General features: G+C 52.2%; 15 protein-coding genes and 1 tRNA gene. 11 read left to right on the top strand and 5 right to left on the bottom strand.

Annotation, left to right across the window (positions count from 1 at the left end; translation table 11 throughout):
- Nucleotides 1-179 precede the first annotated feature (179 nt).
- The 3 genes from cysD (at nt 180) to cysQ (ending at nt 4,003) form a co-directional block, all read left to right on the top strand.
- The gene (gene cysD, locus F7P81_RS04325) at nt 180-1,160 is read left to right on the top strand and encodes a sulfate adenylyltransferase subunit CysD (protein WP_151158678.1); all 981 of its coding nucleotides are present in this window, start codon (nt 180-182) and stop codon (nt 1,158-1,160) included.
- A complete protein-coding gene (cysN, locus tag F7P81_RS04320) occupies nt 1,160-3,112 on the top strand; it encodes a sulfate adenylyltransferase subunit CysN (protein ID WP_151158677.1) in 1,953 nt (650 codons plus the stop codon). Before cysD ends, cysN begins: the two co-directional genes overlap by 1 nt.
- A 72-nt stretch (nt 3,113-3,184) precedes the next feature.
- Nucleotides 3,185-4,003, top strand: coding sequence for a 3'(2'),5'-bisphosphate nucleotidase CysQ (cysQ, locus tag F7P81_RS04315; RefSeq protein WP_151158676.1), 819 nt, complete (start codon nt 3,185-3,187; stop codon nt 4,001-4,003).
- Between the two features lie 49 nt (nt 4,004-4,052).
- Here cysQ and F7P81_RS04310 read toward each other — a convergent pair whose 3' ends face one another.
- Both F7P81_RS04310 and F7P81_RS04305 read right to left on the bottom strand, forming a co-directional pair.
- Nucleotides 4,053-4,631: a transglycosylase SLT domain-containing protein gene (locus F7P81_RS04310; protein WP_022710739.1), complete on the bottom strand. Its 579-nt coding sequence runs from the start codon at nt 4,629-4,631 to the stop codon at nt 4,053-4,055.
- 299 nt (nt 4,632-4,930) lie between these two features.
- Nucleotides 4,931-5,007: transfer RNA gene (locus tag F7P81_RS04305), tRNA-Pro, on the bottom strand.
- 409 nt (nt 5,008-5,416) lie between these two features.
- Here F7P81_RS04305 and F7P81_RS04300 point away from each other — a divergent pair.
- The 8 genes from F7P81_RS04300 to F7P81_RS04265 all read left to right on the top strand — a co-directional run bounded on the left by F7P81_RS04300 (nt 5,417) and on the right by F7P81_RS04265 (nt 16,706).
- Nucleotides 5,417-6,958 (top strand): phosphomannomutase/phosphoglucomutase, encoded by a 1,542-nt coding sequence (locus F7P81_RS04300; RefSeq protein ID WP_151158675.1) that lies wholly within the window; start codon nt 5,417-5,419, stop codon nt 6,956-6,958.
- A 33-nt stretch (nt 6,959-6,991) separates the two neighbouring features.
- The gene (locus F7P81_RS04295) at nt 6,992-9,325 is read left to right on the top strand and encodes an AGE family epimerase/isomerase (RefSeq protein WP_246176030.1); all 2,334 of its coding nucleotides are present in this window, start codon (nt 6,992-6,994) and stop codon (nt 9,323-9,325) included.
- A gap of 230 nt (nt 9,326-9,555) precedes the next feature.
- The gene (locus F7P81_RS04290) at nt 9,556-10,323 is read left to right on the top strand and encodes a DeoR/GlpR family DNA-binding transcription regulator (protein ID WP_028233589.1); all 768 of its coding nucleotides are present in this window, start codon (nt 9,556-9,558) and stop codon (nt 10,321-10,323) included.
- A gap of 238 nt (nt 10,324-10,561) precedes the next feature.
- Nucleotides 10,562-12,088, top strand: coding sequence for a glycerol-3-phosphate dehydrogenase (gene glpD, locus F7P81_RS04285; RefSeq protein ID WP_022710743.1), 1,527 nt, complete (start codon nt 10,562-10,564; stop codon nt 12,086-12,088).
- Between the two features lie 183 nt (nt 12,089-12,271).
- The gene (locus F7P81_RS04280; RefSeq protein WP_151158674.1) at nt 12,272-13,273 is read left to right on the top strand and encodes a helix-turn-helix domain-containing protein; all 1,002 of its coding nucleotides are present in this window, start codon (nt 12,272-12,274) and stop codon (nt 13,271-13,273) included.
- Between the two features lie 232 nt (nt 13,274-13,505).
- Nucleotides 13,506-15,023, top strand: coding sequence for an aldehyde dehydrogenase (gene adh, locus F7P81_RS04275; protein WP_075654112.1), 1,518 nt, complete (start codon nt 13,506-13,508; stop codon nt 15,021-15,023).
- Between the two features lie 262 nt (nt 15,024-15,285).
- Nucleotides 15,286-16,320, top strand: a complete 1,035-nt coding sequence (locus F7P81_RS04270) for a zinc-dependent alcohol dehydrogenase (RefSeq protein WP_028233590.1) — start codon at nt 15,286-15,288, stop codon at nt 16,318-16,320.
- 20 nt (nt 16,321-16,340) lie between these two features.
- The gene (locus F7P81_RS04265) at nt 16,341-16,706 is read left to right on the top strand and encodes a DUF779 domain-containing protein (protein ID WP_246176029.1); all 366 of its coding nucleotides are present in this window, start codon (nt 16,341-16,343) and stop codon (nt 16,704-16,706) included.
- Nucleotides 16,707-16,770: 64 nt separating this feature from the next.
- Here the strand turns inward: F7P81_RS04265 and F7P81_RS04260 are convergent, their stop codons facing one another.
- The 3 genes from F7P81_RS04260 to F7P81_RS04250 form a co-directional block, all read right to left on the bottom strand.
- Complete coding sequence (locus F7P81_RS04260; protein ID WP_151158673.1) at nt 16,771-19,131, bottom strand: glucose/quinate/shikimate family membrane-bound PQQ-dependent dehydrogenase; 2,361 nt, start codon at nt 19,129-19,131, stop codon at nt 16,771-16,773.
- Nucleotides 19,132-19,375: 244 nt separating this feature from the next.
- Nucleotides 19,376-21,886, bottom strand: a complete 2,511-nt coding sequence (locus tag F7P81_RS04255; RefSeq protein WP_151158672.1) for a heavy metal translocating P-type ATPase — start codon at nt 21,884-21,886, stop codon at nt 19,376-19,378.
- A 17-nt stretch (nt 21,887-21,903) separates the two neighbouring features.
- Entirely contained in the window at nt 21,904-22,131 is a 228-nt protein-coding gene (locus F7P81_RS04250; protein ID WP_151158671.1) for a heavy-metal-associated domain-containing protein, read from the bottom strand.
- Nucleotides 22,132-22,250 lie beyond the last annotated feature (119 nt).

Genomic DNA, 22,250 nt, shown 5'->3' with positions numbered 1-22,250 from the left:
GGAGAAAGGCATTCCATGTCTGGCTTCTCCCGCGCAATGAAAATGACATTCGCCGGCAAACTTAAAGATATCATCCTTTCTCACTTGTGCGGTCTTTCGGCATGATGATGCGCATGTTTCATCGCCGGAACAGCGTTTCTCTGAGTGAAATGAAGGCCGGACAAAATACGGAATTGAGTATGAGCCTTGCACTGCATGTAGCGGATCTTGTACCGCTTACTTCGGATCGTCAGATTGGTCGACAGTCCGGCCGGTCTGTCGCGCCGCTGACCCATCTGCAAAGACTGGAGGCCGAGGCTATCCATATTTTCCGCGAAGTCGCGGCAAATTTTACAAAGCCGGTGATGCTTTATTCTGTCGGCAAAGATTCATCCGTAATGTTGCATCTGGCACGCAAGGCTTTTTATCCGGCGCCGCCGCCATTTCCGTTTCTCCATGTTGATACGACATGGAAATTCAAAGAGATGATTGCCTTTCGTGATGCGCAGGCCAAGGCGCACAGGCTTGATCTTCTGGTGCATATTAATGCGCAGGGCGTGGAAGCCGGTATCAATCCGTTTGTTCACGGATCCAATGTCCATACGGATGTGATGAAGACACAAGCCCTGCGTCAGGCGCTGGATAAATATGGATTTGATGCTGCCTTTGGCGGTGCGCGGCGCGATGAGGAAAAGTCCCGAGCCAAGGAACGGGTATTTTCATTCCGCAATGCGACCCATAGCTGGGACCCGAAAAATCAGCGTCCTGAAATGTGGAATATTTACAATACACGCATCCAGACAGGCGAGTCGATCCGCGTGTTTCCGCTGTCCAACTGGACGGAAGCCGATATCTGGCATTATATTTATCAGGAAAATATCCCGATTGTGCCGCTGTATTTTGCGGCACCCCGTCCGGTTGTCGAGCGCGATAATATGCTCATTCTCGCCGATGATGACCGGTTGCAATTACGCGCCGGTGAAAAGATTGAAACCCGTATGGTGCGGTTTCGCACATTGGGCTGCTATCCGCTGACTGCCGCGATTGAATCGCAGGCGCAAACACTGCCGCAAATTTTGGAAGAAATGCTGCTGACGCGCACATCGGAGCGGCAGGGGCGGCTGATCGACCGCGATGAGGCCGGTTCTATGGAAAAGAAAAAGCGGGAAGGATATTTCTGATGACGGATAGTATCACCCGTGCAGATCATTCAGATGCAGTGATTACGGATTATCTGGAGGCGCAGGAGCACAAATCGCATTTGAGGTTTCTGACCTGTGGCTCTGTTGATGACGGTAAATCCACCCTGATCGGGCGGCTGCTCTATGATGCCAAAACCCTGTTTGAAGATCAGATATCGCAACTGCATCAGGACAGCCGCAATCATGGCACGGCAGGCGATGATATTGATTTTGCATTGCTGGTGGACGGGCTTGAGGCGGAGCGTGAGCAGGGTATCACCATCGATGTGGCCTACCGGTTTTTCGCTACGCCGAAGCGGCGTTTTATCGTTGCCGATACGCCGGGGCATCTGCAATATACACGTAATATGGTGACGGGGGCTTCCACCGCCGACCTTGCAATTGTGCTGGTCGATGCCCGCAAAGGACTGCTGGAGCAGACACGCCGTCACAGTTTTATTGCCTCGCTGCTAGGCATCCGTCATATTGTGCTGGCGGTAAACAAGATTGATCTGACCGGTTATGATGAGACTGTGTTCAACCGGATTGTGCAGGATTATCAGGTCTTTGCGCAAGGGTTGGGCTTCAGCACTGTTCAGGCCATTCCGGTATCAGCACGCTTTGGCGATAATATTCGCACATTTTCAGAGAATATGCCTTGGTATCAGGGGCCTTCCCTGCTGGAATGGCTGGAGACTGTGGCAATGGACAGTAAAGCGGATACCGAACAGGATTTTCGTTTTCCGGTGCAATATGTCAGCCGCCCCCATGCGGATTTTCGCGGATTTGCAGGTACAATTGCCTCGGGGCAGGTCAGTGTCGGCGATGAAATTACCGTTGCCCGTTCCGGTGTGAGTTCAGCAATCCGTTATATTGTGACGGCAGATGGTGAGCTTGAAACTGCTCATGCCGGACAGGCAGTGACATTGGTGCTGGAAGACGAGCGCGATATTTCCCGCGGCGATATGCTGACGCATCCGCAATCGCGACCGCAGGTGAGTGATCGTCTGGCGGCGAAGCTGGTCTGGTTTGCACCGGAACCATTGCGGGCAGGGCGGCAATATTGGCTGCGCAGTCAGACCGATCAGGTCAGTGTGACCGTCAATACGCTGAATTACCGGATTGATATTGAAAACACGGAAAAACAATTCGCACAGGAACCTGCCGATCAGTTGCAGATGAATGAAATCGGACAGGTTGCGTTGCAGCTTTCCGCGCCGCTGGCCTTTGATCCTTACGGGCAAAACCGCGCGACCGGTTCTTTCATTCTGATTGACCGGCTGACCAATGCTACCGTTGCCGCTGGCTTGATCGATCATTCACTGCGCAAGGCTTCGCATATTCATGTACAGGCGGCAAAGGTTACACCGGCAGAGCGGGCGGAACAGAAATATCAAAAGCCGACGCTGTTGTGGTTCACGGGTCTGTCCGGCTCCGGCAAATCAGCGCTGGCAACAGTGCTGGAACAACGTCTGCATCTGGCGGGCAAACATACATTCATTCTCGATGGCGATAATCTGCGTCATGGCCTCAATAGCGATCTCGGCTTTTCAGCGGAGGAGCGTAGTGAGAATATCCGGCGCATTGCTGAAACATCGCGTCTGATGCTGGATGCAGGGCTGATTGTGCTGGTGTCGGTGATTGCACCGCTGGCGCAGGATCGTGCTTTGGGGCGCCACCTTGCCGGTGAGCATGATTTTGTCGAAATCTTTGTCGATACGCCGCTGGAACTCTGTGAGGCCAGAGATGTGAAAGGGCTTTATGCCAAAGCCCGTGCCGGTGAAATTCGTGACTTTACCGGCATTGATGCACCTTATGAACGACCGGAAGCGCCGGAACTGCACCTGCGCGGGCAGACAGGCAGTGTGGATGATCTGGCTGATGAGATCGAGAAATATCTCAATCAGCGTGGTCTCATGCATAGTCTGGTCGATGAAGGCTGGTCGATTTAACGCTCAGAGATCCATGTTTCTTCGATGGGGAAAATGTTATATATCGCCCTGAACGGGCGTGAGGAATTTAGCATGAGCATTGAAAAGACGTCACTGGCTAATGATGATCTCATGGCGGTGATGCAGCAGGCAGCGCTTGAGGCCGGTCACGAGATTATGCGGTTTTATGAGACTGGTTGTGAGATCAGTCTGAAACCGGATGCATCTCCTGTGAGCGAAGCCGATCACGTTGCCGAAGAGGTTATTCTCAAAGCCTTGCGCGCTTATCTGCCTGATGTGCCTGTGGTTGCTGAAGAAGAAATGGCTGCCGGTGACGGGCCTCTCGAGATTCGTAATCGTTTTTTCCTCGTTGATCCGCTGGATGGCACAAAAGAATTTGTGCTGCGCAATGGTGATTTCACAGTCAATATTGCGCTGATCGAAAACGGGATACCTGTGAGCGGTGTGGTCTATGCACCGGTCAGCCGCAGGCTCTATTGCGGGTCGGCGTCCGGTGCATGGCAATATGATGTGCAGCCACATGCTCTGACTGGTGCAATACGTCTGCAGGTGCGTGAATGCGGCGAGCAGAAAACGGCTGTCGCAAGTCGCTCCCATAATACACCGGAAACAGATGCTTATTTGCAGGAACAGGCAATCGCATCCTGTGTGAGCGTCGGTTCATCTTTGAAATTCTGTCTGCTGGCCGCCGGTCAGGCTGATGTCTATCCGCGTTTCAGCCGGACAATGGAATGGGATACAGCAGCAGGTGATGCGGTATTGCGTGCGGCAGGCGGTAAGACCCTGACATTGGATGATCAGCCGCTGACCTATGGCAAGCGCAACCAGCCGTCAGACAGTGATTATGCCAATCCGTTCTTTATTGCTTATGGCGGTGCCGGGCCGGTTTGAACCGGCTTAAATGTCAGAGTATTTCCAGTTTATCTTGGATGCACTCTAGTTACATACGTCCGCAATTGCGAAGCTGGGCTGCATAACGCTGCGAAATATTGGTGGCTTTTTTGGCGGCGCGCTGCACCATGGCATTGCCGCGCCAGCTGCCTTTTGCATAGCCGCCATGACCGGAATAATAAGCCAGATACAGATTATACGGATCGCTCAGAGAGATACCGTTACTGATATTGCTCTGCTTGTGATACCAGCCGACAAAATGGATCGCATCGCCGAAATTGGTGCGGCTCGCACCATAACGGCCGGTTTCACGCGTATAACGTGCCCATGTGCCGTCCAGTGCCTGTGAATAGCCATAGGCGGAAGACTGTCGCTTCCACGGAATGAAACCGAGCAGCTTGGTACGTGGCGGGCGCGCATAGGGCTGGAAGCTTGATTCTGTGTAAATCGTCGCCATCATGATCGGGATCGGCACGCCAAAATCGCGCTCGGCTTTTTTGGCATCTTTATGCCAGTTATTCACCCAGCCATCGCGCTGATCGAAAATCGCACAGGCATTATTGACTGATTTGGGTGCAGAGGCGCAACCAGCCAGAAAAACGGCAAAAATAAGAAGGAATTTTTTCATTTAGGCGATCTTTCAGGCAGGCAATCTCTGGGGCGAAATGAAACATTCCGTCTTGCGAAAAAGACGATCCGCAAAACAGCAAAGTGATAATGCTGAAAATCATAACGTGAAAAACTTCGGCAAAATGTGGTGCAAACAGGTTTTGAATGACTATGTTTGCTGGCGTAGTTAACCTTGGGTTAAAAACGTAGCCGCCGGTACCGGTGCTAAAATATAAAAATAACGTGCGATGATTAAATCATCCACGTTCAAAATACTGAAATCTATAGGGAAATTTATAAACACCGCTTGAGGTGTGATGGTCGGAGCGAGAGGATTCGAACCTCCGACCCCCTGATCCCAAATCAGGTGCGCTACCAGGCTGCGCTACGCTCCGTTGACCGTGAGGCGGCTTATAGCGCCGCATTTTGCTCCCTGCAAGCGAATTATGCAAAAAAATCAAAACAACTGTTTATTATTGAAATTTATGAGCTTTTTGCGTCTGATTTTCACTGTTGTCAGAATTGATTTTTGTACGGAAACAGCCGGTTTTTCAACGCAATATGTGCATTGATCTTGATTATGAATTTATAAATAAATCAATATAATCAATTATTTAATAGCTAAATTTTCAGATTAAAATTTATTGGATTTGTCCGGTTTTTGCAAAATATCGCTTGGCAAAAATGATTTTCCGATCCTATGGTCAAAGAAGGAATACAAAACAGTTTTGAGTGAGTTTTAGCCGTCCGGAATGACATCCGTTCAGGTCATGCATGTTCTTTGATTCTTTTCAGGGGCAAATAATGCAATCAACCGCGATCAATACAGAGCAGTCCATTCAATATTTTACGAGTGAGTCTCCGGCGGATGAGGCAATCTTGATCTGTCCGGAAGGTTTTCGCGAATATGACGCGCGTTGGTGGTATGGCTTTGCGGGTGCTGAACAACCCGCTGAAATTAATCTGGCAGGTATAACAGCTGTCGGAGCAGGTTTGGCGCATATGGTACGGCAGCGCGGTATCGAACCGGCAATTGTGGTCGGCCATGATCTGCGCAGCTATTCGTTTGAGATTAAGACAGCGCTTATCAAAGGCCTGATATCCGGCGGGATGCAGGTCTTTGATATCGGGCTTGCGCTGTCACCTATGGCTTATTACGCGCAATTTGCACTGAATGTACCCTCTGTTGCGATGGTGACCGCCTCACATAATGAAAATGGATGGACAGGGGTGAAAATGGGCTGTGAACGCCCTTACACATTCGGACCGGCAGAAATGGCTGAGCTGAAATCAATTATTCTGGAGCATCAGGCTGAGCCGGCTAAAGGCGGAAGCTATAATTCCGTCAATAATATCGAAAAGCTTTATTCCGCAGCTTTAACAAAAGGCCGTTTTTTTAAACGCCATCTGAAAGTTGTTGTTGCTTGCGGAAATGGCACTGCGGGACTGTTCGCTCCGCAAATTCTGCGCCGGATTGGTTGTGATGTTGTGGAAGTTGACTGCGCGCCGGACTGGAATTTTCCGCATTATAATCCTGATCCGGAAGCCGCTCCCATGCAAAAAGCAATGGCGGAGGCCGTGAGAACCTATGGAGCTGATCTGGCTTTCGGCTTTGATGGTGATGGTGACCGTTGCGGTGTGGCGGATCATGAGGGCAATATTATTTATGCTGACCGTATTGGCTTGCTATTGGCGCGGCAATTCTCAGAAAAGCACAAAGCCTCGCATTTTATTGTCGATGTGAAATCGAGCGGATTGTTTCGCAGTGATCCGGTATTGCAGGCTTATCAGGCAACGGTCGAATATTGGAAAACCGGCCATTCCTATATCAAGCGCCGCATGGGGGAGTGCCGCGCATTGGCGGCGTTTGAAAAATCCGGCCATGTGTTTTTGAACCAGCCTTTGGGACTGGGTTATGATGATGGTCTGGCAACCGCCATCGCGGTTTGCGAAATGCTGGCTGCCCATCCGGATCAGAGCTTGGCCGCGCTCCACCGGCAATTGCCGGCCAGCTATGCAACGCCGACGCTCAATATTCCTTGCTGTGATACTGAAAAATACGGGCTGGTTAGCCGGATACAGGATTATTTTGCCAATTTGTTTGAGGCGGGTGGTTTATTCGCAGGGCAGAAGATTACGGAGCTTCTGACGATCAATGGCGCGCGTGTCACAGTGGCTGACGGTACATGGGGATTGATCCGTGCATCATCAAACAAGCCGGATCTGGTGGTGGTTGCCGAGAGTCCGGTCTCGCTTGAGAGGCGCAATGATATGCTGCGCGCAATCAATGATGTTCTGAGACAATTCGGAGCAGGGGAATTGCCCGATTTTGAGGGCGGGTTTTAAGTTTTTTGAATAGCTTGGGCGGGGGCGTTGGCTATGGCTTTTGATCGGGAAAACGGAAAGTTCAACGGAATTAATCATACGAATTTGCCGTTGTTGAGTTTTGTGATGTGCGGCGGCAGTGGCTCACGTTTATGGCCGCTCTCCAGAATTGATAAGCCTAAACAATTTCATCACCTGTCCGGCGATGAGAGCCTGTTGCTCGCGACTTTAAAGCGCCTGCAATTTGCTCCCGAGAACAGAATTTCTGTGATCGGTGCACAGGCACATTCCGAGCAAATTGCAGAAATAATTTCTGCTATGTCTGATGTGGGGGATATCAGGACAATCTTAGAGCCAGTGGCGCGTAATACCGCTGCGGTTGCAGCACTGGCCTCACTGTCTGCATTATCGGGCTGTGATGATGCTTTGATCCTGCTTTGTCCGGCAGATCATGAAATATCGACTACAGAGCAGTTTTGGCAGAGCGTAGCGCAGGGAGTTCCTGCTGCTGCGCAAGGAGCGATTGTTACATTCGGGCTTTTGCCGGAACGGCCGGAAACCGGCTATGGTTATATTCAGGCCGGTGAACCGCATGGCGCAGGCTACATTATCAGTCGATTTACTGAGAAACCGGATTATGACAGTGCCTTGTCTTTTATCCGGCAGGGAAATTACTTCTGGAACTCCGGCATATTCCTATTTCGGGCAAGCACTGTGCGAGACGCCTTTCTGCAATATGCACCGGATATCTGGCTGGCTGTGCAGGCTGCACTCGATAAGGCAAAGCGTGATGATTATGCGATAAGATTACCGGAATATCTGTATCAGTCTGTGTCGGCGATTTCCTTCGACCATGCGATTATGGAAAAAGCAGGCAGACGTGTGCTGATACCGGCTTCATTCCGCTGGAGTGATCTCGGCTCATGGCACTCTTTGCTCCAGCATCAACCACAGGATAGTTGCGGCAATGTGCTGAGCGGTAATGTGATCGCACATGATTGCAACAACAGTTATATTCGCAGCGACAGCGGATTACTCGCAGTGTCCGGCCTGGATGATATGGCTGTTATTGCCACTAAGGATGCAACCTTTGTGGCTCCGCTGGCACAGAGCCAGCATGTGCAGGCCATTGTCAGACAGCTGACACAGCAAAATCGTGCAGAATTATATTATGAAGCACCCATTTCTCTACCGGGCACGCACCGGCAAAAGGTGCAGGACTGGTTATTTGAACAGGCACTGCCTCTCTGGTCTGTACGTGGTACCGATCATCACCATGGCGGTTTCTATGAAAGCCTTTCTATGCAGGGGTTGCCGGTTGCAGGCCTTCGCCGTTCACGGACAATGGCACGGCAGATTTATGCTTTTGCGAAAAGTTCTCAGGCGGGATGGAGCGGGGAGGCTGCTGGTCTGATTGCTCATGGTTTGATCTTCATGCAGGCAAAAGGGCGCAGTCGCAATGGCGGCTGGGTGCAGTCATTTCATGCTGATGGCAGTGTGGCGGAAAGTCAGGAAAATCTCTACGATCAGACCTGTATGCTGCTTGCACTGAGCTATGCTCATCAGACGGGACATAATCAGGCTCTGCAATTAGCGCAGGAGACTTTTGCATTTCTGGATGCCAGATTGGCGCATCCCAAAGGCGGTTTCTACGAAACATTTGCTGACCACGCTAATCCGCAGGCTATACTCAGCAGCAATGCGCATATGCATTATCTCGAAGCCTGTCTGGCATGGCATGAGGTGAGCGGAGATCTTGTGTTTCTCCGTCGCGCAGCCGAGATTGTAGCTCTGTGTGACTATTATTTTTTTGACCGTGATTATTGGTGTCTGGGAGAATATTTCACTGCGAACTGGCAGCGGATAGAGGATAAACGTGGCACTCACACAGAGCCTGGTCATGCTTTTGAATGGGCAGCGTTGCTCAGTGATTATGCCAAGCGCACTGGTTGCCAAAACACACAGCGGATGGCGCACCGTTTGTATAGCAATGCCATTTCCAGCGGGATAAACCGGGCGACAGGTCTGGCTTATAATGTGGTGTCGCGTGAGGGCAGGCCGGTGGATAGCGGCAGCCGCAGCTGGCAGCAATGTGAGGCGATCAAAACCGCAATCATGCTCGATGGCTATAATGGTCAGGATATGAGGCCGGAAATTGAAGCGCGCATCGCCACTTTGTTTCGTTGGCATCTGCATCCGGCAAAACGCGGTTTGTGGATTGACCGCGTTGATAAGAACGGAAGTCATTGTTCCGCTCATGTACCGGCTTCAATCCTCTACCATCTGGTCAGTGCACTGACTTTATATTTGCAAGTCACAGCAAAAGCAGCTGACACACCTGTGGCGGGTAAGTCAGGCATATCTGAGAGGATAGCTATGTCAGTCTGAAAGGAATTGTCTGTGGAATTATGCTGATACAAAACAAACTTATTTGAATATGAGGTTGATCTGCTTGTGTTCAGCCACTGATTAGTTATCCTGACATGCAAAGCTGTTTCAGGAGAAGCGAAAGCCGGATTTCCTGAAGCCGCGTTCAAAAACAATCAGAGCGGTCGCGGAGGATAAATCCGCATCAGGCACGTTTTGTCCGTTTAATGGGTAAAATCAGGCAGATTTTTATGCAGCACTCTCCGCGTCATCGTGCCATTCTGGAACAGGCTAAGCTGAAAGGTCAGGTGCTGGTTGATGATCTGGCTGAACAATTTCAGGTCAGCCCGCAGACAATCCGTAAAGATCTCAATGATTTGTGCCGTGCGCAATTGCTGACCCGTACCCATGGCGGAGCACTGTTTCCCTCCGGCGTGGAGAATCTGGAATATGAAGCGCGCAGGCAAATCGCAGCCTCGGAAAAACAGGCAATCGGTCAGGCCGCAGCTGCATTGATACCGGAAGGCGCATCGCTTTTCATCAATATCGGCACGACTACTGAGGCAGTGAGCCAGCATTTACTGTCGCATAGCCAGTTGATGGTGATTACCAATAATATCAATGTCGCCAGTCGCTTACGCGTCTATTCAGGGCTGGAAGTTATCATTGCCGGTGGTGTTGTGCGCGCCAGTGACGGTGGTATTGTCGGTGAGGCGGCAGTTGATTTCATCCGTCAGTTCAAAGTGGATTATGCAATTATCGGCGTTTCAGCGATTGATGCCGATGGTGCATTGCTCGACTTTGACTATCGTGAGGTGAAGGTTGCGCAGGCGATTATCGCCAATGCCCGTCATATTATTCTGGTAGCAGATTCCACCAAGATGGAGCGCAGCGCGCCGGTGCGGATGGGGCATTTATCGCAGATTGATACTTTCATCACCGATCAGTGCATTGAACCGTCTTTGCGTCAGATTTGCGCCGATCATGATGTACAGTTGATTGAAGCTTTGAAACTTTAAGGCCTGACAGGTTTTATCTCGCGACTGCATAAGTTTTTTGCGCCTTCTTATTTTTGTGAAGTTTCGTTTTTTCGCTCGATTTAGTTTCGTTTTTTACTATATTGCTTTCATATTGCGGATGATGCCGGATTGAAGACGATTCCGGTGCGCCGTTTTTCATGTGTCACAGCCGTGTCAATTTACCGTGCTTCAAGCAGTTACGTATTGAATTGACATGATTTTCGGCGGAGCTTGCGACGTGGTTGCAAATACGGACTACGATATTTTCATTATTGGCGGCGGTATTAATGGCTGCGGCATTGCCCGCGATGCTGCAGGGCGTGGTTTCCGCACCGGTCTGGCCGAAATGAAAGATCTGGCAAGCGGTACATCCTCCCGTGCAACCAAACTTATTCATGGCGGGTTGCGCTATCTGGAACATTATGAATTCCGGCTGGTGCGTGAAGCCCTGATGGAGCGCGAAGTGATCTGGGCTAATGCCCCACATGTGGTCAAGCCGATGCGCTTCATTCTGCCTTATCATCGCGGCGGTGTGCGTCCGGCATGGCTGTTGCGTCTGGGATTGTTCCTGTACGACCATATTGGCGGGCGCAAATTGCTGCCTGCAACCCGCACCCTGAATATGAAAACTGATAAGGCTGCGGCACCGCTGAAAGACCTGTTCACCAAGGCTTTTGAATATTCCGATGCATGGGTTGATGATGCACGTTTTGTGGCACTCAATGCGATGGATGCCAAGGAACGCGGCGCAACAATCCGTACGCGCACCAAAGTTATTGCTGCGCGGCGCACAGCTGATATCTGGCATCTGACATTGCTGGATTTGCGCTCGGGCAAAACCAGTGAGGTGACATCAAAGCTCGTGGTGAATGCTGCAGGCCCGTGGGTTGACCGTGTGCTTGCCGGTGTGGAAGGTCTGGCTGAGGTGCATAATGTGCGTCTTGTGCAGGGCAGCCATATTGTGGTGCGTAAGAAATTCGACGGCGATCGTTCTTATTTCTTCCAGAATAATGACGGGCGCATCATTTTTGCTATTCCTTATGAAAATGATTTTACGCTGATCGGCACCACAGATCAGGACTATCACGGTGATCCGGCGAAAGTGGAAATCACTGATGCCGAGAGCGATTATCTGTGCTCTGCCGCCAGTGAATATTTCCGCGAGCCGGTAAAGCGCGAAGATATTGTCTGGGCTTATTCCGGTGTCCGCCCGCTCTATGATGACGGAGCCGATAAGGCGCAGGAAGCCACGCGCGATTATGTGCTGAAGGATGATGCCGGTGAGAATAAAGCGCCGCTGATTAATATTTTCGGCGGCAAAATCACAACCTATCGCCGTTTATCCGAGCATATGATGCAGAAAATCGAGCATTTTCTCGGTAAAAAAGGTGCGCCATGGACACATAAGGCACCATTGCCGGGTGGTGATTTTCCGGTGCAGGATTTTGGCCGGATGAGCGCGAAATTTGCTGCGCATTATCCTTTTCTGGCACCGTCTCATGCGGCACGACTGTTCCGCATGTATGGTACGCGCGCGCAGTGGATTTTGGGCAATGCAGCGGATTATAAAGATCTCGGTCAGCATTTTGGTGCCGATCTTTATGAAGTTGAAGTGCGTTATATGATGGTGCAGGAATGGGCACTGACCGCAGAAGATATTGTCTGGCGACGCAGCAAACGCGGGTTGGTCATGACAGCAAACGAGATCGCGGCGCTGGATCAGTTTATGAAAACCGAAACCGGTTATCATGAGGAAGCGGCGTAAGACTGGTCTTCTTGCTTTGGTTTAAGTTTACACCGCAGCCTGATTTATCAAGCTGCGGTGTTTGTTTTTACAGCCATAGTTTCTCCTCCTTTGGGTCTCATCCTCATGCTCTTCACAGCAGCATAAATCTGGACTACCATTCTCTGTGCAGACACTGAGTGAAGCTCTGGAGGAGAGCCAGCAATGAGCATTCAGTCAGGCGAAATATCCGCCGCGGCAGGTCAGTCAGTCTTCAGCGCTCATGCGGAGCGGGTTCACTCTGCCATTCGTGGCAGCGGTGCAGCACGCTCGGCTCTCGTTGCCTCATGGCAGCGGTCTGCCCGTCTGCACGGGTTGAAACCGCAGGATCCCGGCAAACCCCAAACTATCACCGCTCAAAAATTGCGCGAAGTGCAGGAATATGTCGAGCCGCTGACCCATCTGGCACAACCGGTGCTGGATCGTCTGTTTCTGTCGGTTGGCGGTATCGGTTGTTGTGTATTGCTGGCTGACGGTACTGGTGTGCCGGTGGAGCGGCGCGGGGCTGTTGCGGACGATAAGATATTTCATAAATGGGGTCTATGGACGGGTGCCGTCTGGAGTGAAGCCTGTGAGGGCACCAATGGCATTGGCACCTGTATTGTCGAGCAACGCGCAGTGACAATTCACCGTGACCAGCATTTTCATGCAAGAAATGCTGGTCTTTCCTGCTCTGTTGCCCCGATCCACGACCATACAGGGCAACTTGTTGCGGTGCTTGATGTATCCTCCTGCCGGTCTGACCTGACTGAGGCCTATGCAGGGTTGATTTTTGCTGCGGTGAATGACGCGGCACGCAAGATTGAGACAGATTATTTCCGCTATCATTTCCAGAAAGCCCGCATTGTTCTGGCACCTGTCACTGAGCATAATAGCGGCGCACTGCTGGCAATTGATCGTGATGATATGGTGATTGGTGCCAGCCGTACCGCACGTCTGGCACTGGGGTTGGGCGAAGACGGGTTGAAAGATCCGGTTCCTGCGGCCGATTTCTTCGGAACGCTGGCTGAGCAGGATATGGATATGGCCGAAGCTGAACGCGGTGTCATTATCCGCGCCCTTGCACGGGCTGAGGGGAAAATTTCCTCGGCAGCCAAAATTCTTGGCATGAGCCGTGCAACCCTGCATCGTAAGCTCAACCGTTTACAGATCAGACGAAACGGCTGAGCCGCGCGGCATTCCGGAAAATGTGAAATGTTTTTTGGACGGGATGCACGAATTTAAAGCCATCTCTCAAACTGTCTCATTCTTGCGACATTGCGGGCAAGAGTTTGTGATGAGTGCTCCGCTGGCCTCATGACAAGCCGCGTATTTCCCGCAACATTATTTGTGAGTTCAGGCATGTCTATCTGAGGAGAGATAGCGTGCTGATAATGAGCGAAAAACAGGGAGAGAGACAATGAACAAGGTTGAAGTAAACCGGACAGTTCATCCTAAATTTGCCAAACGCTATGGCAATTTCATCGGCGGCAAATGGGTCGAACCGAAATCCGGACGTTATTTTGAGAATATTTCACCGGTCAACGGGCAGGTTCTCTGCGAGATTGCCCGTTCCGATGCGGCAGATGTGGAGCTGGCGCTCGATGCCGCCCACGCCGCGAAAGAAGCATGGGGGCGCACCAGTGCCGCAGAACGTGCGCTGATCCTCAATAAAATCGCTGACCGGATGCAGGATAATCTGGCACTGCTGGCCGAGGCTGAAACCTGGGACAACGGCAAGCCGATCCGTGAAACCACCAATGCCGATATGCCGCTGGCGATTGACCATTTCCGCTATTTTGCCGGTGCTATCCGTGCGCAGGAAGGCGGCATTTCTGAAATCGATCACGATACAGTCGCCTATCACTTCCATGAACCTTTGGGTGTGGTCGGGCAGATCATTCCGTGGAACTTCCCGATCCTGATGGCGGTGTGGAAACTGGCACCGGCACTGGCTGCAGGTAACTGTGTGGTGCTGAAACCGGCTGAGCAGACACCGGCTTCTATTCTGGTGCTGGCTGAACTGATCGGCGATCTGCTGCCTGCCGGTGTGCTGAATATTGTTAATGGTTTTGGTCTTGAGGCCGGTAAACCTTTGGCTTCCAGCCCGCGCATAGCCAAAATTGCCTTTACCGGTGAAACCACCACCGGCCGTCTGATTATGCAATATGCCAGTCAGAACCTCATTCCGGTCACGCTGGAGCTGGGCGGTAAATCACCCAATATCTTCTTTGAAGATGTGACCGCAGAAGATGATGATTATCTCGACAAAGCCATTGAAGGCTTTGTGATGTTTGCGCTCAATCAGGGTGAGGTCTGTACCTGCCCGAGCCGTGCGCTGATCCATGAAAAAATCTACGATAAATTCATGGAAAAAGCCCTGAAACGGGTAGAAGCGATTGTGCAGGGCGACCCGCTCAATCCGGCAACCATGATCGGCGCGCAGGCCTCGCAGGAACAGCTGGAAAAAATCCTCAGCTATATGGATATTGGTCGTCAGGAAGGTGCGGAAGTGCTGACCGGTGGCGAACGTAACCAGCTTGGTGGTGATCTGGCCGGCGGTTTCTATGTGAAGCCGACGGTCTTCAAAGGCCACAATAAGATGCGGATTTTTCAGGAAGAAATCTTCGGTCCTGTGGTTTCTGTCACGACCTTTAAAACGGATGAGGAAGCGCTGTCGATTGCCAATGACACGCTTTATGGCCTTGGTTCCGGTGTGTGGACGCGTAACGGCAACCGTGCTTACCGCTTTGGCCGTGGTATTCAGGCAGGGCGCGTCTGGACAAATTGCTACCATGCTTATCCGGCACACGCGGCTTTCGGTGGTTACAAACAATCCGGAATAGGGCGCGAAAATCACCTGAAAATGCTCGATCATTACCAGCAGACCAAAAATATGCTGGTAAGCTACAGCCCTAAAAAATTGGGCTTCTTCTGATCTGACGAAATGATCTCCCCCGAAGTCATGACCGGTTTCGGGGGAGATATGCATAACAAAAAATGAGAGCGAACGCAGTGAGTAGGATGCGTTGCAAACGCTCTGAATGTGGTTGCATTCCACGGCTGTCAGGCTGATCCGGCCTGATTGTGAAATGCTTCAGCCACGGTGATCCGGTCAATCCGGCTCGCCGACTTTCCGTAATGTTGGTGTCATGAATGGAGCAGAAGGAGTGCCTCTCTTTCTGCCAAAGGAGATTGTTATGGCAAAAACTATGAAAGCCGCTGTTGTACGTGAATTCGGAAAACCCCTGACAATTGATGAAGTGCCGATCCCTGTGCCGGGGCCGGGGCAAATTCAGGTTGCTATTCAGGCATCCGGTGTCTGTCACACCGATCTTCATGCGGCTGAAGGCGACTGGCCGGTGAAACCAAATCCGCCATTTATTCCGGGACATGAAGGTGTGGGCTATGTTTCCGGCGTTGGTGCCGGTGTCAAACATGTCAAGGAAGGTGATCGCGTTGGTATTCCGTGGCTTTATACGGCTTGCGGCTATTGCAACCATTGTCTCGGCGGTTGGGAGACCTTGTGTGAATCTCAGGAAAATACCGGCTATTCTGTGAATGGCGGCTTTGCCGATTATGTGGTGGCTGATCCGAATTTTGTCGGTCATTTACCGAAGAATATCGAGTTTAACGAAATCGCGCCGGTACTCTGCGCTGGTGTGACCGTTTATAAAGGGCTGAAAGTCACGGATACCAAACCCGGTGACTGGATGGTGATTTCCGGTATCGGCGGGCTTGGCCATATGGCGGTGCAATATGCCAAGGCCATGGGGCTCAATGTTGTGGCTGTCGATATTGATGACGCCAAACTTGATCTGGCGCGACGGCTGGGTGCAGTTGCAACCGTCAATGCCAAAACCAGTAATGATCCGGCAGCCGAAGTGAAAAAGCTGACCGATGGCGGTGCGCAGGGCGCACTGGTGACAGCGGTTTCGCCAAAAGCGTTTCAGCAGGCGCTGGGGATGATGTCGCGTGGCGGTACGATTGCTTTCAACGGTCTGCCTGCCGGTGAGTTTCCGGTGTCGATTTTCAACATGGTGCTGAATGGCGTGACATTGCGCGGTTCCATTGTCGGCACAAGGCTGGATTTACAGGAGTCGCTTGATTTTGCTGCAGATGGTAAAGTGAAGGCGACGATCAGCACTGACCGGCTGGAGAATATCAACGCGATTTTCGACAAGATGCGCAAAGGTGAAATCGAAGGCCGTATCGTGATGGATATGACGAAGTAACTTACGAACAGGAGGGTGTCATGACTGAAGCAGAAATGAACACGAATACAGCACCGCTGAACAAAGTGACTGCGACGCCTGACGCCCTCAAACTGATTGCCGAATTGCAGGCAGAATACGGCCCTGTGATGTTTCATCAGTCCGGCGGTTGCTGTGATGGTTCATCGCCGATGTGCTATGCACAAGGTGATTTTCTGATCGGCGATCAGGATGTGCAATTGGGTGAGATTGGCGGTGCGCCGTTTTATATCAGCCACTCGCAATATGAAGCATGGAAACATACCGATTTGATTATTGATGTGGTGCCGGGGCGGGGCGGTATGTTCTCGCTCGATAATGGCCGTGAAGTGCGTTTTCTGACCCGATCGACCATTTGTACGATTTAATTGCTCCCAAGGCGTGACGTAAAAAAGGGCGGAAATTCCGCCCTTTTTTATGTGTCTGTGTGGCTTATGGCAGCTTGTAAGACATCACATAATCACCGGCTTTAGTGCCGACTGAACCATGGCCACCGGCAACGATCAGCACATATTGTTTGCCGTCTTTGCCGGTATAGCTCATCGGTGTGGACTGGCCACCCGCAGGCAGACGTGTCTGCCAGAGTTGCTTACCGGTTGTGAGATCATAGGCGCGCAGATAATCGTCAACCGCTGCACCGAGGAAGGCAACCCCGCCTGCGGTAATCATCGGCCCGCCGATACCCGGCACGCCAAGTTTCAGCGGAATTGGCACCGGTGCCATGTCTTCTACCGTGCCGTTTTTATGTTTATAGGCGATCTTGCCTGTGCGCAGGTCAACACCGGCCACATAGCCCCATGGCGGCGACTGGCACGGAATGCCAAGCGGTGACAGGAGCGGCCCCATAAATACGCCGTAAGGCGCGCCGTCATTACGGTTCAACCCTTGTTCACTGGCTTTTTCATCCTCACCTTTCGGCGGAATCTGATCCGCAGGCACAAGGCGAGAGGTGAAGGCCAGATAGGTCGGCATACCGAACATCACCTGACGTTTCGGATCTACCGCCACACTGCCCCAGTTAAAGACGCCGAAATTGCCGGGATAGACAATTGTACCCTGTAGGGAAGGCGGGGTGTAACGACCTTCATAGCGCAGCGAGCGGAACTGGATGCGGCAGGCAAGCTGATCGAACATCGTTGCCCCCCACATATTGGCTTCCGTCAGCGGCGGAGGATTGAAGCTGAGACCGGAAAGCGGCTGTGTCGGTGCGGAGAAATCTTCCGGTATTGCACCTGTTGGGGCTGCAACTTCGGTAACCGGAATAATCGCTTCACCGGTACGCCGGTCGAGCACATAAATATCGCCCTGCTTGGTTGGACCTACCAGTGCGGGCACAACTTGTCCGCTCTTATTGGTAATGTCGAGCAGCACGGGCTGAGCAGGCACGTCCATATCCCAGAGATCATGATGCACCGTCTGGCGTACCCAGCGAACCTGACCGGTTTTTACATCCAGCGCTGTGATGGAGGAAGAATATTTCTCTACCGCCTCACTGCGCCCCATGCCGAGCTGATCCGGCACCTGATTACCGAGAGGTATATAGATGAGGCCGAGATTTTCATCAGCGCTGAATACCGACCAGCTATTCGGGGAATTGGTGGTGTAATGCTCACCGTCCGCAATCGGTGTGGTGACATCAGGATTACCGGAATCCCAGTTCCACAACAGCTGGCCGGTGAGAATATCAAAGGCGCGGATAACGCCCGACTGTTCCTGCGTCGAGAAATTATCATTCACCGCGCCGCCGACGATGATTTTTCCGTCCATCGCAGTTGGCGGGGAGGTGGAGTAATAATAGCCGGACGGATTATATTTCATGCCACGGGTCAGATCGAGCACGCCTTTATCAGCAAAACTCTCGCAAATCTGGCCGGTCTTGGCATCCAGTGCAATCAGATGCGCATCCGATGTCGGCAGATAAACCCGCTCATAACAGGCCTGATCTGCGGCAACGCTCTGGTCTTTCCAATAGGTTACACCACGGCAAGTCTGGTGCTGGCGCTGGGTATTGGCGCTGACCTCAGGGTTATAACGCCATTTTTCCTTGCCCGTATCCGCATCCAGCGCAATGGCAATATTATGCGGCGTGCAGAGATAAAGCGTGTCTTCAATCTTGAGCGGTGTCACCTGATAAGTGGTTTCCGTCACATCCTGCGGCTGGCGCACATCGCCGGTTTGGTATTGCCATGCAAGCTGCAGGCTAGCCACATTTTCCGGTGTGATTTGTGTGAGCGGTGAATAACGCTGACCATATTGCGTGCGGCCATATTGATGCCATTCGCCATCCGGTACCGTATTGCCCATATCCGGTGTTGCCGCGACCGCTTCTGTGGGTAGGGAACCATCGAGATTATGCGGGTCTTTGGTGATTGAGATACCGGCAACAATCAGTGCGGCCGCGATTGCTCCCAGCAGCGGCAGAGGACTGGCACTGCCTGCGCGAGCCTGTTCAATCGTTGGTGCCACTTCTCTGCTGGCAGGGCTGAGCGCTTTGCGGATCGGTGGCAGCAACAGCCACAGACCCAGCAGCACAATAATGCCGCCGCGTGAGCCGAGCGGCCACCAGTCAAAGCCGACTTCATAAAATGCCCAGCCGAGTGTGCCAAGAATGATCAGGGCATAGACCCAGAGTGCCGCAGCACGGCGGGTGAAAAGCAGTATGGCGGTCAGTAAGAAACCGGCCGCTGTAATAATGTAATAAAGGCTGCCGCCCAGCAGGGCGAGTTTTATGCCACCATAACCAAGCGCGATGCCTATGAACGCAAAGAGGATGGCTGTTAATGAAACTAACACAATGCTACCCCTTATTTATTGAATGGGGAAGAATATAGATCAGTAAAGCACAGCGGGAAGTGCTTCGAAACATTTATTTGAAAATAGAACAAATGAATCGGCGCAGATACAGTTAATTCTGACAGGAAAAAGCGCAGGAAATTCTGTAAAACAATAAGTAAATCAATTCTCTAATCAATGAAAACGCCGCCCTGTTACGGGCGGCGTTTTGTTTAAAAGCATTAGCCTTGGGAGGGTGGTGCTTTTATAAACGTGTGCTGGTGAAACTGCGCAGGCGCAGCGCATTGGTCAGCACGAAGATGCTCGACAATGCCATGGCTGCCGCAGCCAGTACCGGCGAGAGCAGGATGCCGTAAAACGGGTAGAGCAGGCCTGCTGCAACCGGAATGAGTGCGGTATTGTAGGAAAACGCCCAGAACAGGTTCTGACGAATATTGCGGATTGTCGCTTTGGACAGGGCAATCGCATCCACAACAGCAGTCAGATCGCCGCTCATCAGCACCACATCGGCGCTTTCAATAGCGATATCCGTGCCGGTGCCCACAGCCACACCCACGTCAGCCGCAGCCAGTGCCGGTGCATCATTGATGCCATCGCCGACAAAGATGATCTTGCGGTCAGAGCCTGCAAGACGCTTCAGTGCTTCCACTTTACCATCCGGCAGAACTTCCGCTGACACCTCATCAATGCCGAGTTCTTTGGCAATGGCATTGGCCACGACTTTGCTGTCTCCGGTAATCATCGCCACTTTCAGGCCAAGCTTATGCAGGGCATCAATTGTGGCTTTGGTTGTCGGTTTCAGCTCATCGGCCACGGAGAAGGCGGCGACAAGTGCACCATCCCGTGCCATATAGAGCACGGATTGCGCTTTGGCAGTCATTGCTGCTGCGGCCTCTGCACCGGTGCTGACATCAATGCCGAGCTTTTTCATGAAACGTTCTGCACCGACATGCACGGGCTGACCGTCAACCATACCGCTGACACCAAAGCCCGGTACAGCTTCAAACTCTTTGACTTCCGGCTGTTTCAGACCTTTGTCTTCTGCAGCCTGCACCACAGCAGTCGCAATCGGATGTTCTGAGCGGGATTCCAACGCGGCTGCCAAAGCCAGCATGTCATCAGCACTCTGATTGCCGAATGTATGGAACTGCGCCAGCACAGGTTTGCCGATGGTCAGCGTGCCGGTTTTGTCGAAAGCGATAATATCGGCATCGCGCAGGCTTTGCAGAGCATCACCACGGCGGAACAGCACACCCATTTCCGCACCGCGACCGGTACCGACCATGATCGAGGTCGGCGTTGCCAGACCCATGGCACAAGGACAGGCGATAATCAGCACGGCAATGGCATTAGCCAGCGCGAAGGTGAAGGCCGGTTCAGGGCCGAAGATAAACCAGATCAGGAAGGTAACAAAGGCTGCGAGCATAACCGCAGGCACAAACCATGTCGTGACCTTATCAATCAGGTTCTGTATCGGCAGCTTGTCGGCCTGTGCATCTTCCACCATGCGGATGATCTGCGAGATCACCATATCCGCACCAACCTTGGTGGCGCGATAGGTGAAGGCGCCGGTCTTGTTGACCGTACCACCGACAACCGTATCACCGACATTTTTCGTGGCGGGAATTGGCTCACCGGTAATCATGGATTCATCAATATAAGACGTACCCTCAGTGATCTCGCCGTCGACCGGCACTTTCTCACCCGGACGCACCAGAACCAGATCACCTGCACGCACATCCTCCAGCGGAATATCCTGTGCCACACCGTCACGCACCACACGCGCGGTTTTGGCCTGAAGTCCGAGCAGATGGGCGATGGCATGGGATGTGCGGCCTTTGGCGCGGGCTTCCATCCAGCGGCCGATCAGGATCAGCGTAACGATAACCGCTGCTGCCTCATAATAGACATTGACGGTTTGCGCTGGCAGGACAGAGGGCATGAAGGTTGCAACAACCGAGAAGCCCCATGCTGCCAATGTGCCGACAGCCACGAGCGAGTTCATATCCGGCCCGCCGCGCAACAGCGCCGGAATACCGATACGGAAGAAACGCAAACCCGGACCAAACAATACGAGTGTTGTGAGAATGAACTGGAGATACCAGCTGTTCTGCGTGCCGATTGTGCCGGCAATAAAATGATGCAGCGGCGGGAACAGATGCGAACCCATTTCCGTGATGAAAACCGGCAGCGCCAAAGCACCGGCAATCAGTACATCGCGCTTGAGGGTTTTAATCTCGGCATCATTTTTCTCTGCACGGCGTTCCGCACCGCTTGCAGGAGCGGCCGCTGCCATAGGCTGTGCCGGATAACCGCTTTTGGTGACAATATCTGCCAGCATTTGCGGCGTGACTGACGGATCACTGAGCGTGATATTGGCGCGTTTGGTCACCAGATTAACGGAGGCTGCAGCAACGCCGGCAGAGGATTGCAGGGTCTTTTCCACGCGTCCGACACAGGATGCACAGGTCATGCCATCTACTTCCAGCACCACTTGTGCCGGTGGTTGCGGAATATGCGCGGTGTAACCGGCTTTCTTGATAGCTTCGGCAGCAAGGCCTGCATCCGGCTTATCTGCAAAACGCACGGTTGCTTGTTGTGTCGCCAGATTGACTGTCGCACTGTTGACGCCCGGTAAAGCGAGCAAGGCTTTTTCCACACGGCCGACGCAGGAGGCGCAGGTCATGCCGTCAATATCAAGCGTAACAACAGGCTGACCCGAGCGTGTCTGCTCAGGGTGACTATGTTTGGTCATGACAGAAACTCCTGCCTTTAGCCGAGGATTTTTGTTTCGTAACCTGCCGCATCAATGGCTTTGGCAATTGCTGCGGCATCTGCCGGAGCCGAAAAACCGATGCTGGCTTGTTTTTTCGCCAGATCAACGCTGACGGTGCTGACACCTTCAACGGCATTGGCGGTTTTCTCAATTTTTGCCACGCAGGAACCGCAGCCCATACCGTCAACAGAGAGCAGAACAGTGGAGGAAACGGATTGTGTCATGATGATCTTCAGGGCTGATTATGCGGAAAGTCCCGCTTGCGGAAGCCCTGCCTTTCTTGTCAGTTTCAGGCGCATGTCAGCGCTTTTGTTGATGTTGACAAGAAGATAGGGCTTCCCAT

Source organism: Pseudochrobactrum saccharolyticum, from assembly GCF_008801715.1.
In the GTDB taxonomy this organism is placed as follows: Bacteria; Pseudomonadota; Alphaproteobacteria; order Rhizobiales; family Rhizobiaceae; genus Pseudochrobactrum; species Pseudochrobactrum saccharolyticum.
The sequence above is the reverse complement of the archived record's forward strand: the minus strand, read 5'-3'. Positions and strand labels throughout refer to the sequence as shown.

What these genes read in the sequence shown, in the direction of transcription:
- cysD (WP_151158678.1), top strand. Translation starts at nt 180, where the DNA reads ATGAGCCTTGCACTGCATGTAGCGGATCTTGTACCGCTTACTTCGGAT.
- cysN (WP_151158677.1), top strand. Translation starts at nt 1,160, where the DNA reads ATGACGGATAGTATCACCCGTGCAGATCATTCAGATGCAGTGATTACG.
- cysQ (WP_151158676.1), top strand. Translation starts at nt 3,185, where the DNA reads ATGAGCATTGAAAAGACGTCACTGGCTAATGATGATCTCATGGCGGTG.
- F7P81_RS04310 (WP_022710739.1), bottom strand. Translation starts at nt 4,631, where the DNA reads ATGAAAAAATTCCTTCTTATTTTTGCCGTTTTTCTGGCTGGTTGCGCC.
- F7P81_RS04300 (WP_151158675.1), top strand. Translation starts at nt 5,417, where the DNA reads ATGCAATCAACCGCGATCAATACAGAGCAGTCCATTCAATATTTTACG.
- F7P81_RS04295 (WP_246176030.1), top strand. Translation starts at nt 6,992, where the DNA reads ATGGCTTTTGATCGGGAAAACGGAAAGTTCAACGGAATTAATCATACG.
- F7P81_RS04290 (WP_028233589.1), top strand. Translation starts at nt 9,556, where the DNA reads ATGCAGCACTCTCCGCGTCATCGTGCCATTCTGGAACAGGCTAAGCTG.
- F7P81_RS04280 (WP_151158674.1), top strand. Translation starts at nt 12,272, where the DNA reads ATGAGCATTCAGTCAGGCGAAATATCCGCCGCGGCAGGTCAGTCAGTC.
- adh (WP_075654112.1), top strand. Translation starts at nt 13,506, where the DNA reads ATGAACAAGGTTGAAGTAAACCGGACAGTTCATCCTAAATTTGCCAAA.
- F7P81_RS04270 (WP_028233590.1), top strand. Translation starts at nt 15,286, where the DNA reads ATGGCAAAAACTATGAAAGCCGCTGTTGTACGTGAATTCGGAAAACCC.
- F7P81_RS04265 (WP_246176029.1), top strand. Translation starts at nt 16,341, where the DNA reads ATGACTGAAGCAGAAATGAACACGAATACAGCACCGCTGAACAAAGTG.
- F7P81_RS04255 (WP_151158672.1), bottom strand. Translation starts at nt 21,886, where the DNA reads ATGACCAAACATAGTCACCCTGAGCAGACACGCTCGGGTCAGCCTGTT.
- F7P81_RS04250 (WP_151158671.1), bottom strand. Translation starts at nt 22,131, where the DNA reads ATGACACAATCCGTTTCCTCCACTGTTCTGCTCTCTGTTGACGGTATG.